This is a genomic window from Allomuricauda sp. R78024, assembly GCF_044596045.1.
GTDB lineage: Bacteria > Bacteroidota > Bacteroidia > Flavobacteriales > Flavobacteriaceae > Flagellimonas.
The window spans coordinates 132,667-147,584 of the sequence record NZ_CP138995.1 but is presented as its reverse complement, the minus strand read 5'-3'; the positions used below and the strand labels follow the sequence as shown (position 1 = coordinate 147,584).

The 14,918-nt window shown below is 37.6% G+C and carries 13 protein-coding genes; 5 read left to right on the top strand and 8 right to left on the bottom strand.

The window, feature by feature from the left end:
- The first annotated feature begins 39 nt into the window (after positions 1-39).
- From SJY44_RS00610 to SJY44_RS00595, 4 genes are all read left to right on the top strand, one after another.
- Positions 40-330 carry a DUF6958 family protein gene (locus tag SJY44_RS00610; protein ID WP_396590836.1) on the top strand — a complete coding sequence of 97 codons (291 nt, stop codon included), beginning with the start codon at positions 40-42 and terminating at the stop codon, positions 328-330.
- Positions 331-423: 93 nt separating this feature from the next.
- Entirely contained in the window at positions 424-1,023 is a 600-nt protein-coding gene (locus tag SJY44_RS00605) for a DUF4202 domain-containing protein (protein ID WP_396590835.1), read from the top strand.
- The gene (locus SJY44_RS00600) at positions 1,010-1,591 is read left to right on the top strand and encodes a bifunctional precorrin-2 dehydrogenase/sirohydrochlorin ferrochelatase (RefSeq protein WP_396590834.1); all 582 of its coding nucleotides are present in this window, start codon (positions 1,010-1,012) and stop codon (positions 1,589-1,591) included. The genes SJY44_RS00605 and SJY44_RS00600 overlap by 14 nt, the downstream gene beginning before the upstream one ends.
- A 3-nt stretch (positions 1,592-1,594) precedes the next feature.
- Entirely contained in the window at positions 1,595-1,960 is a 366-nt protein-coding gene (locus tag SJY44_RS00595; RefSeq protein WP_396590833.1) for a DUF7009 family protein, read from the top strand.
- 32 nt (positions 1,961-1,992) lie between these two features.
- Here SJY44_RS00595 and SJY44_RS00590 read toward each other — a convergent pair whose 3' ends face one another.
- From SJY44_RS00590 to SJY44_RS00575, 4 genes are all read right to left on the bottom strand, one after another.
- A complete protein-coding gene (locus SJY44_RS00590; protein WP_396590832.1) occupies positions 1,993-2,745 on the bottom strand; it encodes a LytR/AlgR family response regulator transcription factor in 753 nt (250 codons plus the stop codon).
- Positions 2,742-4,610: a sensor histidine kinase gene (locus tag SJY44_RS00585; protein WP_396590831.1), complete on the bottom strand. Its 1,869-nt coding sequence runs from the start codon at positions 4,608-4,610 to the stop codon at positions 2,742-2,744. The genes SJY44_RS00590 and SJY44_RS00585 overlap by 4 nt, the downstream gene beginning before the upstream one ends.
- Positions 4,611-5,566: 956 nt before the next feature.
- Entirely contained in the window at positions 5,567-6,181 is a 615-nt protein-coding gene (locus SJY44_RS00580) for a hypothetical protein (protein ID WP_396590830.1), read from the bottom strand.
- A gap of 316 nt (positions 6,182-6,497) precedes the next feature.
- Positions 6,498-7,130, bottom strand: coding sequence for a hypothetical protein (locus SJY44_RS00575; RefSeq protein WP_298922794.1), 633 nt, complete (start codon positions 7,128-7,130; stop codon positions 6,498-6,500).
- Positions 7,131-7,196: 66 nt separating this feature from the next.
- Between SJY44_RS00575 and SJY44_RS00570 the strand changes: the two genes are divergently transcribed.
- Positions 7,197-7,349, top strand: a complete 153-nt coding sequence (locus SJY44_RS00570) for a hypothetical protein (RefSeq protein WP_396590829.1) — start codon at positions 7,197-7,199, stop codon at positions 7,347-7,349.
- A 17-nt stretch (positions 7,350-7,366) separates the two neighbouring features.
- Here the strand turns inward: SJY44_RS00570 and SJY44_RS00565 are convergent, their stop codons facing one another.
- The 4 genes from SJY44_RS00565 to SJY44_RS00550 all read right to left on the bottom strand — a co-directional run bounded on the left by SJY44_RS00565 (position 7,367) and on the right by SJY44_RS00550 (position 14,777).
- The gene (locus SJY44_RS00565; protein ID WP_298922793.1) at positions 7,367-7,753 is read right to left on the bottom strand and encodes a hypothetical protein; all 387 of its coding nucleotides are present in this window, start codon (positions 7,751-7,753) and stop codon (positions 7,367-7,369) included.
- Positions 7,754-8,026: 273 nt separating this feature from the next.
- The gene (locus SJY44_RS00560) at positions 8,027-9,046 is read right to left on the bottom strand and encodes a hypothetical protein (protein WP_396590828.1); all 1,020 of its coding nucleotides are present in this window, start codon (positions 9,044-9,046) and stop codon (positions 8,027-8,029) included.
- A 22-nt stretch (positions 9,047-9,068) separates the two neighbouring features.
- Positions 9,069-10,025: a type IX secretion system membrane protein PorP/SprF gene (locus SJY44_RS00555; RefSeq protein WP_396590827.1), complete on the bottom strand. Its 957-nt coding sequence runs from the start codon at positions 10,023-10,025 to the stop codon at positions 9,069-9,071.
- Positions 10,026-10,028: 3 nt separating this feature from the next.
- The gene (locus SJY44_RS00550; protein ID WP_396590826.1) at positions 10,029-14,777 is read right to left on the bottom strand and encodes a T9SS type B sorting domain-containing protein; all 4,749 of its coding nucleotides are present in this window, start codon (positions 14,775-14,777) and stop codon (positions 10,029-10,031) included.
- Positions 14,778-14,918 lie beyond the last annotated feature (141 nt).

Sequence of the window (14,918 nt, the reverse complement as noted above, 5' to 3'; positions counted from 1 at the left end):
ATTCTTTTATATATAGTATTGTCGAACAGTAATGAAGATATGTCTAAAGAGGAGAAAATAATGACGTTGCACCCGCAAGGAAAAGCTGGTGTCAATATTCTTAAAAGACGGTATGACCTTATTAAAGATTTTATTGTCAATACGATCCTAGAGCATAAAACAATAACCTTTGAAAGTTTAGGAGATAAGGCAGTAGAGGAATTAACAAATAGTTTTGATGGTAAAGTGCTCTGGTATATCGTTACCGTAAAATTGGATTTAGAAGCTAGAGGGATAATAGAGCGTATTCCCAAGACAAGCCCTCATCAACTGCGTATGAAAACCCATTAGGAGCTTTTTAATTTAATATACTTTTGAGATTTTAAAAAGGCGAATAGCTTTGAGTGTATTGCTTTTCTGAATAATTTTAGAAAAAAATGTACTATGGCCGCATCTGAAAAGCTTTTGCAAGCCTTTCATCTTTTTGATGAGGCAAATAACAAAGACCCTAATACAGAAACGTATAACGGGAAAACGTATCCAAAGGAATTGTTATATGCCATGCGTATGACGGAAGTCTTGGATGAGTTTGCTCCAGATGCCTCAGAGGCGTTAAAACTTGCTGCTCGTTGCCAACATATTTGTAGATGGGAAATTCCCAGGAGCAATTATGAAATGAACCGCCCCGGATATTTAAAATGGCGCCAGGAACTCAAAAAATTCCATGTGCAAAAGGCTACTGAAATCCTCAGAAAGATAGGTTATGAACAGGATACAATAGATAGGGTGGAGTTCCTTTTATTAAAAAAGCAGCTTAAAAAAAGTGTAGAGACCCAAACCTTGGAAGACGTTATTTGTTTGGTATTTTTAAACCATTATTTTGAACCGTTTATGCAAAAACATCCAGAAAATAAGGTAGTGGACATTGTTCAAAAGACATGGCGAAAAATGTCTTTAGAAGGGCAAAAGTCGGCTTTGGAATTATTGTTGCCAGAAAATGCCAAAGAACTAATAAAAACAGCACTTACAGATGGAGAGAAATGAATTGTACCCCATTTTTTTAAAAGTAACCAATCTAAATGTGCTTATTGTTGGTGGGGGTAATGTGGGGTTGGAAAAGCTTTCCTTTTTATTAAAATCCAGTCCTAATGCTAAGGTACAGATGATAGCTCCTCAATTTTTGAAAGAGACTTTGCAGTTGGCGGGAAAGCATGAGGTAGAAATCACAAAAGATGTTTACCACAAACGCTTTTTAGAAGGAAAACACATAGTCGTTGCTTGTACTGATAAAGTTGAAGTGAACGAAGAAGTTTATCATGATTGTAGAGCGAACAGTATTTTGGTCAACGTTGCAGATAACCCACCTTTTTGCGATTTTTATATGGGAGGTATTGTAACTAAGGGCAATGTGAAAGTGGCTATTTCCACTAACGGAAAATCCCCAACCGCTGCTAAAAGGTTACGTCAGTTTTTTGAAGACGTACTTCCAGAGAATATTGATGATTTGGTGAAGAACCTAAACGAATACCGTAAAACATTAAAAGGCGATTTTGAAGAAAAAGTAGAAGCCTTAAATGAGTTTACCAAAAGCTTGGTGAACAAAAAAGAATAGTTAATGAAAATAAGAATAAAAGGAGATTCCATTCGCTTTAGACTTACCAGAACGGAAGTAGAGACGTTTTGCAGGGAGGGACTCTATAGTGAGCAAACAAATTTTAACTCTACCATTTTTAACTATACACTCCAAGCAAAGGATGGTATAGATGGCCTGAAAGCGGAGTTCCAGGATAATACCATAACCATGTTTTTGTCTAAGACAGATACTGATAAATGGATGGATGAAGCCCGTGTGGGGTATGAAAACGACATGACTTTAAAAAACGGAAAAATACTTCATCTGCTTTTAGAAAAGGATTTCATTTGCTTGGATGAAACTCTTGAAGATCAATCCGATAATTACCCAAATCCAAAGAATAGCTGATAGTTCTTTTTTTGGAGTTATTCAATGTGTCCTTATAGTCGTTTCATTACACCAATAAGCTCTTCTTTCTTTCTTGGAGAAATACTAACATGCATATCATTACTCATAATAATATAGCCGCCATCTGACTTAATATATTTTTTCACCTCCTTTAAGTTGATCAGATAACTATTATGTACTCTCATAAATTGTTGGTCTGCCAATAAATTCTCATATTCTTTTAGATGTTTGCTTACCAACAATGGATTCTTGTTTTTAAGTATAAAAGAAGTATAAGAGCCATCAGCTTTGCAAACAATAATATCCTCAATAGAAATAAATTCCATTCCGGAAGTAGTGGCAAGGCATATTTTTTCTTGTCTAGGGTTTTCTTGGCTAAGGTTCTGAATTAAAGTCTCAATTTGTTGACGGGATACACTTTTGTCCAACCTATTCCTTGCTTTTTCAATTGCTTGTTGCAGCTCGTCTAAATCAATGGGTTTGAGGAGATAGTCTAGAGAGCTAAATTTTATGGCTTTGATAGCATATTTTTCAAAAGCAGTCGTAAAAATAATCTCAAAGTTGGGCTCTTTTATTTGGTTAAGAACATCAAAGCCTACTCCAGGTTGTAATTCTATATCCAAAAACACAATATCCGGACTAAAAACGGATAATACCTTGACCGCTTCGTTTACAGAGCTTGCAGTTGCTATGATTTTTACATCTTCACAAAATTCTTCAAGGAGCTTCTTTAATGTTTCCCTGCTATGTTTCTCGTCTTCTACAATTACTACTTTTAAGGTCATATGGATTGTTTTTGTGCATCCAGAATTGTAATTATTACTTTGGTGCCAGTTGGAATGCCATTTAATTCATATTTATCTATGATATCAATAGTGTTTTTTCTTGTTTGAGTATGTGTTAATAAATCCAGCCTTTTCTCTGTAATTTCCATACCTCTAGATTTTTTTTGCTTTTTCATTAGTGAATTTGTAGTCTTGGATGCAATTCTTCCAACACCATTATCCTCTATCTTACAAGTTATGTTGTTTTCTTGTTTTTTAAAACAAATCGTAAGTGTTTTTTCACCATATTCTTTGTTGGCAAGACCATGGATAATAGCATTTTCCACAAATGGTTGAATCAAGAGAATCGGTATCTCAATATTATTGGTATCCAGGTCTTTAGCAACATTTATCTTATAATTAAACATTTTATCAAAGCGAAGAGATTCCAATTCCAGATAAGAGTTTAGTAGTTTTATTTCATCAGCCAGGGTTAGTTTGGTTTCAATGGAACTTTCCAAAAGATTACGTGTAAGCTTTCCAAATTTTGAAAGGTATTTTAGAGCTGATATCCTATCATTGTTTAGTATTAGGTGTTGAATGGAATTAAGGGAATTAAAGATAAAGTGTGGATTCATCTGTGCCCTTAGAGCGCTTATTTCTTTTAAAGACACCTTTTCTTGAAGGATTATTTTTTCCTCATATTCCAACTTTATTTTATAGGCAAGACCTAAGGAGAACACTATCATTTCTAAAGAGGAACCAAGAATCATATAAAAACGCTCCAATAGAAAAAGAAAGGCAAGGGCACCAATCATAAAAATAGCTGAACCCACTACAATAAAAAGTGCTAATCGATCCTTTGCTTTGCGTAATAGATAAATAATGCCAAATACGCCATAAATAGTCATTAGTAACCGCTGAAGATCAAGAAGATATAAATGAAATTCATAGTGCGCTAAGAAGAATGCCAATGCATCTAAGATAATGATGCCTATTAACATAAAAACAACAATGCGCAGGATTTTATGGAGTTTTGGATATGTTTTTTTGGTGGCTAAGTAGTAAGAAATAAAGATTGAATAGAATAAATTGATAAAGACCTGAGAAATAATTCCGATCCAATAACCTATTGGTGTCCGGAAAAATGCAATTACTTCCGGAATGTTAACACTAGGTAGAACCAGGTATAAAATTGAACATAAAATGTAGAGGGAATAAAATAGAAATTGCGGTTTCTTGGAATACAAAAAGATGCCAAGAAAGGAAAAGAACGTAACCAAGCAAGCTCCAAGGAACAAGTACTGCCAAGTTAAACGGTTAAGGTCCTTATGGGAATAATAATGTGTGAAAAGTTTGTTATAACTATCTGGGAGATAGCCAATTTTCCAATTTGTGACATTGGAGGCGTATTGAAATATCCTCGCTTTTATATAAAGAAATCTCTTATCTACTAAATTTTCTGACTTAAATGTTATACCTGGGGCGTACAAAACTGAACTCATTTTTTCAGATATGTTAAATCTTCCAAAAGTTTTATGTATTAAGGTATCTTTTTCTAGATAATACATTTCGGCATAGTCAAAAATAGGTGTCCTTAAACGCCAAATATTTGGCGTTATCAACGTATCAATAGTGTTGTTGAAATCGACTCTAATCCAATAAATATCATTTGGTTTTGTATTCGCTTTAAAAGAATTGGGCGAAGTAAAAGAAAGGCCAGAATCTAAAACTGTATTTATACTTAAGGTGTCTTTGTCAACTTTTAGAACATGAAAGGGAAGTTGTCTTACATCTCTGTCATTTAATGCTTGACCGCTTAATTGTGCGGTAAAACTGCAAACAAACAATAGACTGCCAAAACAAAGTTTATGATACCTTTTCATAGAGTTTTAAACTTGCTATAATGCTCTAGCTTTTATAGTCGACATGTTATGTTTTTGTATAAAGGAAAATCCCTGATAAAATTTAGTGGTCTCATAGAAAAACTAATATTTCTTGAGATTGCTTTTAGATTCGGCTGTCTAAAATGACAATTGCTTTGCTATAGAATTCTAAGGGTATTAAAAAAATGAAATACCGATACTTATTTCATTTTTTTAATACCCTTAGAAACAAAAAAGGGGGGAGAGAAAACTGATTTATAGTTTTATTTCTATTTATTTGACGGTTTCTTCATTGGTTTTGAGCATTTTTTGATTTAATGATTGATATCTAGTTTTGTGGTATGCTATTTTAATATATGTCGTACAAAAAACTCACCGCGTTTGTCCCTTTAGCAAGCTGATACGCAGCATAACCCCATACTCGTTTTCAGCATTGACTAATGGAATTACTAACAGTGAGTTTACTATGTCTGTGAAGTTTTATGTTATCTATCATTGGGTTATGCTTATTTTATTACTAAGGTAAGCCTGTTAAATTGTGCCAGCTTTTAGTAATTGATATAGCTGTGTTCTGAGTTGATAAATAACCGATTTCGATTAATTAAGCTTAAGGGCTACCTATGTTTAAATTATTTTGAATATTGGTTCTGATACAATTATGCCTTTTTTGAAGTTATATAAGGAACGGTAAGCACAATAAATAAACCGCTGCCTTTCCCGAGAACCACACCAAGAGTACTTTTTGGATATGGGAAGAAGCAGCGGTCGTAATAGGTCAGATATAAATAGAACTGTTATTTTATTACATATAAATTTGTTAAATGACAGTTTTGGTTTTAAGCTTAGTTACATATTCAGGGCTTTATAAAAAAACCACTACTATCTCTTAAAAACACTTGTTGTAAATGCCAAAGGAATAGTAGCGGTTTATTAAGGGCAAAAAAATGTCTAACTAACTATTGAAGATTAAAGTGCTTTGCTACTGCTCTATAATCGTTTACATCTATACCAGCAGATTTTAGGCCGGCAAGTGATTTTGAGGTAGTTTGGTTTGAGGACTCTATGATTACTACCTTGGCACCAGTGTATTCATCTTTAGCTAATTGATAATCACTCCCGTCAAACTCTTTAAAAGAAATGGTTGCAGTTCCTGCTTGCGCAAAGACCCCTATGGTGTAGCTTCCGCCCAACCCTAAACCGGGTATGGAATAATATGCAATAGCATTAGGGTTACCTCCATCCCGGACTAGATAATAAAGTACTGTATCTTCTGCAAGTACTTCCACGGTCAACTCTTCAACATCAAGTTGAATTTGGCTGCTTAATTCATTTGAGCCTGATTGAAACTCAAAAGAAAGATGAGTTACATTGGCGTTGCCATCTATGCCATCCGTTCCATCCGTTCCATTCGTTCCGTCCGTACCAGCGGGTCCAGTGTTACCATCTGCACCATTTATTCCATTTGTGCCATCCAGACCATCCAGACCATCTGCACCATCTTCACCAGTACAGGAGGTTAGAACCATTGCTAATAGCACAGAACTAAAAACGATAAATTTACTTAATTTCATCACTAATATTTTTTATAAGGTTAATAAGAGGGCAAAATTATGGGGTGTACAAGTGGATTATCCAGACAAGTTGATGTATGCCTATTTTGGTTTGACAAATGATTGTTTTGAATTTGTTCAGAAAATAGGTGTTGCTTAAAAAGATCAAGGGACGGCTCTTTTTTATCTTAAGAAAATTCGTGTATATAAATACTTAAAGAGTAAAGCAGGATTTCTTTTAGAGAAATCCCACTTTTACAGGTATACATGAACACTAATCTGATTATACGGTATTGACGTTTTAAAATAAACTGCTATAGCTAAAAATTGCATTTGGTTACCCTGTTGAGGATAGCTCGTGGTTTTCTAAATGTATTTTTGGCTTTGAGAAATGACCTTTAAAATCTATAGAGGCTATATTGCTAAAATACCCCAGAACATCCTCATAGTCATTTATATTAATGCCTGCTTTTTTTAACCCCTTATAAATTGTGTGTTTACGTGGTTTTGCTCCCCAATCTCCATATATTCTTTTGTCATGGGACTTTATAATGAGAATTTTTAATTTACTTAAATGCCATGCTGGAACACAAAAATTAGAGACACCATCTACTAATGACTTAAAGGTCAAATATACCTTCCCCGTGTTTTTATGAATAGATGCTGTGTATCCCATAGTTGCATTGTTCAATGGCAGTTTTAAGCAGTAGCTTTCAGATTCCAAATAAAATAAAATAGGATTGTTGTATAAGATATCTTCAGTAATTTGAGGAACCTCAAGAATAAATGACCAGCTAGGAGACTGATTGCGTAAATCAAAGGATAGAAGCTCCACTCTATCAGAAAACAGAACAGTATTGTTTTTTTTCTCTATTTCAACATTAGCGGATGATCTATTATAGAGATAAAGAGGATATCCAATGATTATTATTGCACAAACCAAGGTCCAAATAATGGTTATTAAATGCATATTAAGTAGGATTTAGATTAAAATTTTGGGAACTTTTTCTATTTAACCAACAAGAAACAGATAAAGATGGAAAGTAATGATTATGAATATATAAAAGCCCAATTTCAATTGACATATGGACACTATTTGTACACATACACATTATCTGATGATAGTTTTTTGATTATTAATCAATCTGGACAAGCGCATTATGGTATGAAATACTTGCTTTTGAATTAACATTCAAAAAACTGATATTATACTTCTAAATCTTTAACCTCATTTGACTGTTCTAATTCTCCAATTACCTTCATTACGTCATAGTTTGCAATTTTTCTAGTGCTATAATTTCTCTTAACATTGTTTATATAGTTATGTATTTCTAATGTATAATAGTTTTCGAGCTCAAATATTGAGTCCGTTAATACTGCTTTGCACTCAGTTAGTTTTTTTTTACCATATGCTCTGGCATTGTATACGATCTTAAATTCCGAATTTTGCTGATCGATCCATTCAATGGTAACTTCTATAAAATCATCCATTCTTTCTCTAAGCTTGTAGGTTGCTCGTTTGGGGATATTTCCAAATTCATATTCCAGCTTCACTAAATTTAAAATCCATTTTTCCAGAAAGTTCTTTTCCATTCTATTACTATTTATCTAATTGTTTTAGTGATATTTTAAAAAGTTGTAAGTATTGGATAAACAGTGTTTTAGGCACTTCCAATTCATGATGCAATCGTTTATAAGTTCTTAATGATATTAAAATTGAATAAACAGGCCCTCTAGACGGCTTAGAGTATTATTTATATTCATGCTTCATATTTTGAATTCTTTTCTGAAGCTGTTAAAGATTTATTCATGTTTAATATGCGTGAGACTGGAGATTGTATAATCTTATACTTCTTATTAACTTTTTTAAAGTGAATTAATATTTAGAATATTCTTAAACCAGTTGATGGTACTGTTTCGTGCAATATAACTTTGTTCAAGATGGTCAAAGTCAAAGCCGTGGCCAACGCCTTCATATATATTCATTTCAACTTGAGTACCTCTACTTTTAAGTAGGTTAAAAGAGCATATAGTGTTTTCTGTTAGATATCCATCGGCTGGTATCTGATAGAGCATTGGTGCGTAGATGTTATAAACATTATTATTTAGAGCATTTTCACTGCAAGGATTGCTACCCCAATAATCATAACCTCCAGAGCCGCCATAATAAAATACTCCGCCAGCAAAACCACCATCTACAGGTATATCTGCCGGATTTCTTACTCCACTGGAAGTATCATATTCTTTTTCATTAAACTTTTGTGTCCATTCCCAATCAGGTGGAGTAGATTTGGAATTGTAAAGTGTAGCCGCAACAGCGCTGGCACCATCAGAAAATCCCAGAAGACCAACGTCTTTTGATCTAACAACCTTGCTCCCATCATTAAACTTAAGGTTTCTTAATAGTGATAAGGCTGCATTTGCATCCCTTGGGCGAACAAACTGAGAACTTATCTTAAAGTTATCTGGGGCGGTGGTCCATTTTCCTGTTCTTTCTTTGGTACCTCTTGGAGAATAGCTGTCTACATAGGCACCAATAATACAATTATCATCGAACAATTTTCTCCATTCAGTATTTTGTCCAGACATGATACCTCCTTCTGGGTTGTTATTTTTCCACATACCATCAGATCCATGTAACACTACAACTGCGGGGTAGTCTTTGTTTCCACATTCTTTTGGGATGGATAAATAAACAGGGACTTTTGCATTATCTACTACTGCATACAATATGGTGTCCGAGGTGCTTAAAGAAATAAAGGTTTCAGTGTTTCCTGTTTTTGAAAGGAAAGTAGTATCATCTTTTCCGCATGATGAATAAAAAACAACCAAACATAACGGAATAAGTAGTTTAAAGAATTGCAATATTTGATGGAATAATTTCATAATAAATCGTGTTTGTAGTTTGTTAATAAGTACATGTGCAATTGGATATTCCTTGAAAAAGATCTACCCCTAATGTTAGAACATGGGTTCCTTCGGAATACCCTAAAATTTGATTAAGGATTATTTGGTAGGAGTACCCAAAATAGAAATCACTTTTTTTAAGACCAATAATTGGAGCAACATAAAGAGGTTTTCCAAGTTGGTCGTTTAGAAATCTATAAGTGATTCCAGCATAATAGTAGTCCTCAATATCATACCATTTAAACTTTGTGTTGAAATCGGTCACAGACCGGTTATCATTCTCAAAATATTGAATAAATAGCGAGGGCTCTATTTCAAAATCATCAGTTCTATGTTTTTTATATTTATATCCGGTGTATAAATAATAGTTCCTTAAAGTGTTTGGCTCAAAAAGAGGATTAAATTTTTTATAATCCTTATTAAGAATGTTTGAAACATTAAGACTCAGATAAAAATTCTCCTTTCTATAAAGTGTTCCAACATCAAAATTTAGGTTGGTGGAAGATCTATCGTCAATTATGGCCAAATCATTATTAGGATCAAAATTCTCAATATCAATTTTAAATTGATTAAAGTTGAATGAAAACCCTAAGGACAAAAATTCATCATGCTTATCAATTATTAAATGATGGGCAAATGAGACTTTAGCTCCCCTTTGCTTTGTTTCTCCGTTGGAATCATTGTACAGAACTAAACCTAAACCTGATTTATTTCCCAATCGAACATCTCCAGAAAGAGATTGGGTATCTGGCGCATCCTTTATGCCTACCCATTGTGTTAGACCGGTCATTCTCACTTTCACATAGTTTCCAATACCTGCATAAGCAGGAGACATAAGAAATGGGTTGTCAGAGAGATATTGAGAAAGCTGAGGTACTGTAAGTTCCTGCCCTTGCATAGATAAAAAGTTAATTAGCAATACCAAACTTGTGATTTTATGAATTGATTTACTCAACATATTTTATCTGTAAAGGGTAAAGTGTCCAACATACTCCCGTCCACTATCATCATTTAACTTTATAACGTACCAATAGTCTCCTGAGGGTAATGCTTTGGCTTCATAGTAGCCATCCCATCCATCATCAATTGCCCCCATTATCTTGATCTTTCTTCCATAGCGATCAAATATGAAAGTTTGAACATCTGGAAACAACTCCATATTTCTTGGTTTCCAAAAATCGTTCTGGCCATCATTGTTTGGAGTGAAGAAATTCGGAATTGTTATATCTATTAGGCTTAACGTAATGGTTTCGGTAGCTTCACATCCTCTGCTATCAATTGCAGTTACGGTAAAAGTTCCACTTCTTGTTATATTATAGGTGTTGGAACTGCTACCGACATTATTATCAAAATAGTAGGTGTAAGGCGGAAAACCTCCAGTAGCATTGGCACTTATTTGGTTGATATTTTCATTGGTTAAAGTCATGCTTAGAAGAGCGACGTTTTCTATGATAAAAGGAATCTCCAACAAACAACCGTTATTGTGCATTATGGACAATGTATGGTTGCCCACGCTGATATTTTGAAAGTCAGGGCTTAGAACAAAATCATTCGGATTTGTAGAATCCAAAGCATATAGTACTTCAGAACTTATTGAAGAATCAATCAATGAAACTTCTATTGAATTTGTAGGTATTCCAGAATCACAGGAATAAAATGGTTCTATTGTTGCGTCAAGATTTGGCCCTCCGGGAAGAATATCAAATGTAGTTTCTGACTGGCAGCCATTATTATCTATAATTGTCATTGCATAGCTTCCGGGGGACAATCCACTTATTTCAAAAGAATTGTTTACAAAAACCATAGGTTGCAATGAATTCAATTGAACTGTTAAAGGGAAATTGGTGGTGTCAGCATTCACTTCTACATTTCCATCTGAAGTTTCCCAACAGGTTTCATTCTGAATATTTGTGGAAATCTCAAATCCAGTAATGGTCACCACAAAGGAGTTCTCCACGTTGGGGCAGCTTCCGGTTCCAGGGCTGAAGACGTATATGATGGATGTCACGGTGATGTTGTCCCCTGGGAGCAGAGCGACGCCGGTTCCTGCCGCGCCTGTGAAATAGTTGCCCGTTGTGAGTGCCGGCAGTGTGAAGGAGTCACATACGGTGACATCGGCCAGTACGTCCACGGTGGGGGTGTTGTTGACGGTCACGGTGAAGCTTGACTGATCGGAGCAGTTGGGTGTGGTGCCCGTCTCTTGGTATATGAACACGGTCTGTGTGGTGGTGGTGATGTCCCCTGGGAGCAGAGCGACGCCGGTTCCTGCTGCGCCTGTGAAATAGTTGCCCGTTGTGAGTGCCGGCAGTGTGAAGGAGTCACATACGGTGACATCGGCCAGTACGTCCACGGTGGGGGTGTTGTTGACGGTCACGGTGAAGCTTGACTGATCGGAGCAGTTGGGTGTGGTGCCCGTCTCTTGGTATATGAACACGGTCTGTGTGGTGGTGATGTTGTCCCCTGGGAGCAGAGCGACGCCGGTTCCTGCCGCGCCTGTGAAATAGTTGCCCGTTGTGAGTGCCGGCAGTGTGAAGGAGTCACATACGGTGACATCGGCCAGTACGTCCACGGTGGGGGTGTTGTTGACGGTCACGGTGAAGCTTGACTGATCGGAGCAGTTGGGTGTGGTGCCCGTCTCTTGGTATATGAACACGGTCTGTGTGGTGGTGATGTTGTCCCCTGGGAGCAGAGCGACGCCGGTTCCTGCCGCGCCTGTGAAATAGTTGCCCGTTGTGAGTGCCGGCAGTGTGAAGGAGTCACATACGGTGACATCGGCCAGTACGTCCACGGTGGGGGTGTTGTTGACGGTCACGGTGAAGCTTGACTGATCGGAGCAGTTGGGTGTGGTGCCCGTCTCTTGGTATATGAACACGGTCTGTGTGGTGGTGATGTTGTCCCCTGGGAGCAGAGCGACGCCGGTTCCTGCTGCGCCTGTGAAATAGTTGCCCGTTGTGAGTGCCGGCAGTGTGAAGGAGTCACATACGGTGACATCGGCCAGTACGTCCACGGTGGGGGTGTTGTTGACGGTCACGGTGAAGCTTGACTGATCGGAGCAGTTGGGTGTGGTGCCCGTCTCTTGGTATATGAACACGGTCTGTGTGGTGGTGATGTTGTCCCCTGGGAGCAGAGCGACGCCGGTTCCTGCCGCGCCTGTGAAATAGTTGCCCGTTGTGAGTGCCGGCAGTGTGAAGGAGTCACATACGGTGACATCGGCCAGTACGTCCACGGTGGGGGTGTTGTTGACGGTCACGGTGAAGCTTGACTGATCGGAGCAGTTGGGTGTGGTGCCCGTCTCTTGGTATATGAACACGGTCTGTGTGGTGGTGATGTTGTCCCCTGGGAGCAGAGCGACGCCGGTTCCTGCTGCGCCTGTGAAATAGTTGCCCGTTGTGAGTGCCGGCAGTGTGAAGGAGTCACATACGGTGACATCGGCCAGTACGTCCACGGTGGGCTGCTCAATATATATCAGTTCAACAGTGTCTGTTGCATCACAACCTGCTGAATTAACGACTTCCAATTGTATGATTACGGTGGTGCCGATATCGTTTGCATGGGGTTGGTAAGTCGGACTCAAAGTGTTGTCGTTAATCAATGATCCATCTCCTGAAGGTATAGACCACGTAAAGCTGTCATGACCACTTGCACTTGCATTTTGTATATCATGGTTTGTTAACCCGCAGATGCTTGCATTATCACCGGCATTGACCGCGGGATCGACAATATTTACGGTCAGTGTCGCGGTTTCATCTGGGCATGACATAAGTGCATTGGAGATGGTGTAATTAAAATCATAGGTTCCTACTACAAGTGACGAGAAGTCTACGTTTGCTGGGTCTGTTATAACATCGTTTGCACCATTGCCGAACGTATTGTCCACATCGGTCCATGTGCCACCTGGGTCAGGAGTGCCATTAAGTTGAGCGGTAAGGTCATAGGGGATAACATCTCCCATACAGATATCTATAGTAGTGTCGTCCCCAGCATCTAGTACTTCTATTCCTACAGTAAAAATCTCACCTGTAAGTTCTGAAAAGGTTATTCCATCAAAATAGGCATTATCTGCGTTATCAATACTGGTGGCTACTACCTTTCTTATGGTTCCTGTGGTAAAATCCCCATCTCCATCTTCATCTATTAGCAGTACAACACAGTCGCCAAAGCTTAAAATATCGGATCCCGACAAATCCAAGCGGATGCTTATATCGGAAATTTGACTTGAAGCGGTTCGTGTGAGTTGTACCATCCATTGTCTGTCAAGTTTGTGGGTAATTCCAATTCCTAAGGGGACACCAGAAGTGGTTGCATTTATGGACAAATCATTGTTTGCCCACAGTAAATAATTATGGTCAAGAGAAAATCCATCCCCAGAAATACGGGTACGGGTCAAATCTAAATTATCTGTACTAAAATCCGTGTTTGTGGAAACGGTAACTATGGCATCGCTATTAACACTCTTGGAAATTCGTTGATCTAGATTGTACCATAACCTGTAATCAGGTGCGCCAACACTTCCATGTCGATCAACACCAATCCCTGCAATATCATACATGTACGTGACATCCGAAGTCCAAATTATAGCACCATCAGCAGCAAGATAATCATATGTGCCGTTCCCAACTATGCTGCCTAATTGGTTATCGTCTGTTAGGGTAATTCCATATTTAACGGCCAAATAGCTTTCTACACGCTGTCTTATATTGTTAGTTATCGGATTCAGTGTTTCAACATCTAACACTAAAACCTCGGCAATATCGCCTGCAAGGTTATAATCGGAAGTACTGCTATTAAAATGTTTACCCAGTCTGTTATAATCGAATAATGGATTATCGGCAAAAGTGTCGTTTCTGGTCAGATTTATATCCTGTATGCCATTTACATGGGTAACCAAGGTTTCTTGGTCGGCACCTATGGTTCTGGTGAAAGCTCCAATGGCAGGCTCGCCCAAAAGATTAATTGTACCGCTTTGATAAAACGTTTGGTTATCCGCAATATCATAGTTATTTCTATCACCGGTGAACCAGTTTCTACCAATGGAGAAACGGTTATTGTCCGCAATTCCTAAGGAAAGGTTACCAGTCCATTGGTTTTGACTAGCCGAGGTATGCAAGGTATCCACTGCTCCCCCAAACAACAATCGTTGTGTTTCTGCGGAGTTTCCAGCTCCAACAGCTTTAAATACTATAAACACTGCTACATCTTCTCTGACAACGGAATGGAAATGCAGCGCTTGACCGTCCCCAGTTCCATCAAATTGAACAACAGGATTAAAATTAATGTTGTCTGTCGCATTTCTACGAAATGTGGGCACTCCCGGCACTGTTCCCGTAGGGTGAAGGTGACCGGAACCTATAGAATAATCAAACCCGGGATTAGCTGCGTTCCAGGCATTAGGGTAATCTCCGGGAGCTGCTGGATGTGGAATGGCATCTTGTGATACAAAGTCAACAATATCAAACCAAGTAGTAACCGAAGTATTATTTCCAGGAGGTAGTGGATTATGATCATAGAAGTTAAAAGCACCGGGGTCACTGTTTACAGCTTTTCCTGCCCTAAACCATGTATCATTTCTAGTTTGACCATGTATTTGGAATCCCAAACCAAAAAGAAATAATAGTACTAATGCATACTGAAAAAAGGGATAAATCCCTTGATAGGTCCATTTCGGTTTTTTTAAACCGTAGAATTTATTGAAGTGTAAATGTTTAGTCATAAGCAAGTAGGTTTACTCATGCTTTTCCGCAGAAGAAAAAAACAGGACATTCTTGATAGCTATAAAGTAAATTACTTAATGGTAATGGAGGGGTAGATAATTAACCTATACGTGTTTACAATTGATGAAAGGCCTAAATGA